Origin of the sequence: Stenotrophomonas sp. GbtcB23 (genome assembly GCF_019091045.1) — a bacterium.
In the GTDB taxonomy this organism is placed as follows: Bacteria; Pseudomonadota; Gammaproteobacteria; order Xanthomonadales; family Xanthomonadaceae; genus Stenotrophomonas; species Stenotrophomonas rhizophila_A.
In genome coordinates this window covers 1-601 of sequence record NZ_JAGXKC010000162.1, presented here as the reverse complement: position 1 = coordinate 601, position 601 = coordinate 1, and the positions used below count along the sequence as shown (strand labels likewise).

The window sequence follows — 601 nt, the reverse complement described above, 5'->3', positions numbered from 1 at the left end:
GTCCATGCTGCCGCCCCAAGCGGGCATGCCGCTGGCCTTGATGCCGTGCTTGATCACCCAGAACGCCTCAGCTGGAGCGACCGGCTGTTTGCTTAGGTTCGGTGGCGCGGGGTACAGGCCCATGCTCATCTCGGTGGCCGCCGCGTCTGGTGAAAGATGGCAGGTCACGCACATGGCGTTGTAGTTGCCCGCACCCTGGCGGATACGCTCAGGATCATCAAGGTTCGTGGGTAGCTGAAGCTTGGCGGCGCGCACCTCAATGGAACGCTCGCGCGCCGTTTCAAGTAGCGCATACACCGGGCGACTATGCGGATCGTCGGCGGCCACGTTGTACACGCCCAGAGAGACCGTGGCGGTTGCGGCCACCGCAACCAATGCCACGCCGGCACCGAGCCATACCCACATCTTTTTGTTGGATTTCATTGTCAGTTCCCCTTAGAACCAGGTACGAAGGCCGATGACCAAGCGCGTGTCTTCAAAGGACTCGCCATGCTCGCGTCGCATGTCTGCGGTATTGCCAAACGCGCGCTCGTACACCACGCCGATGTAGGGAGCGAACTTTCGGGTGAACTCATAGCGAAGTCGTAGCCCCGCCTCAGCG

Annotated in this window: 2 protein-coding genes; both read right to left on the bottom strand. The window is 61.7% G+C overall.

Features of this window, described 5'->3' with window-relative positions; genetic code table 11:
* The coding region (locus tag KVS69_RS18605; protein ID WP_254622284.1) for a cytochrome c at nt 1–423 on the bottom strand (423 nt) is incomplete at its 3' end.
* Nucleotides 424–435: 12 nt separating this feature from the next.
* The coding region (locus tag KVS69_RS18600; RefSeq protein ID WP_217539461.1) for a copper resistance protein B at nt 436–601 on the bottom strand (166 nt) is incomplete at its 5' end.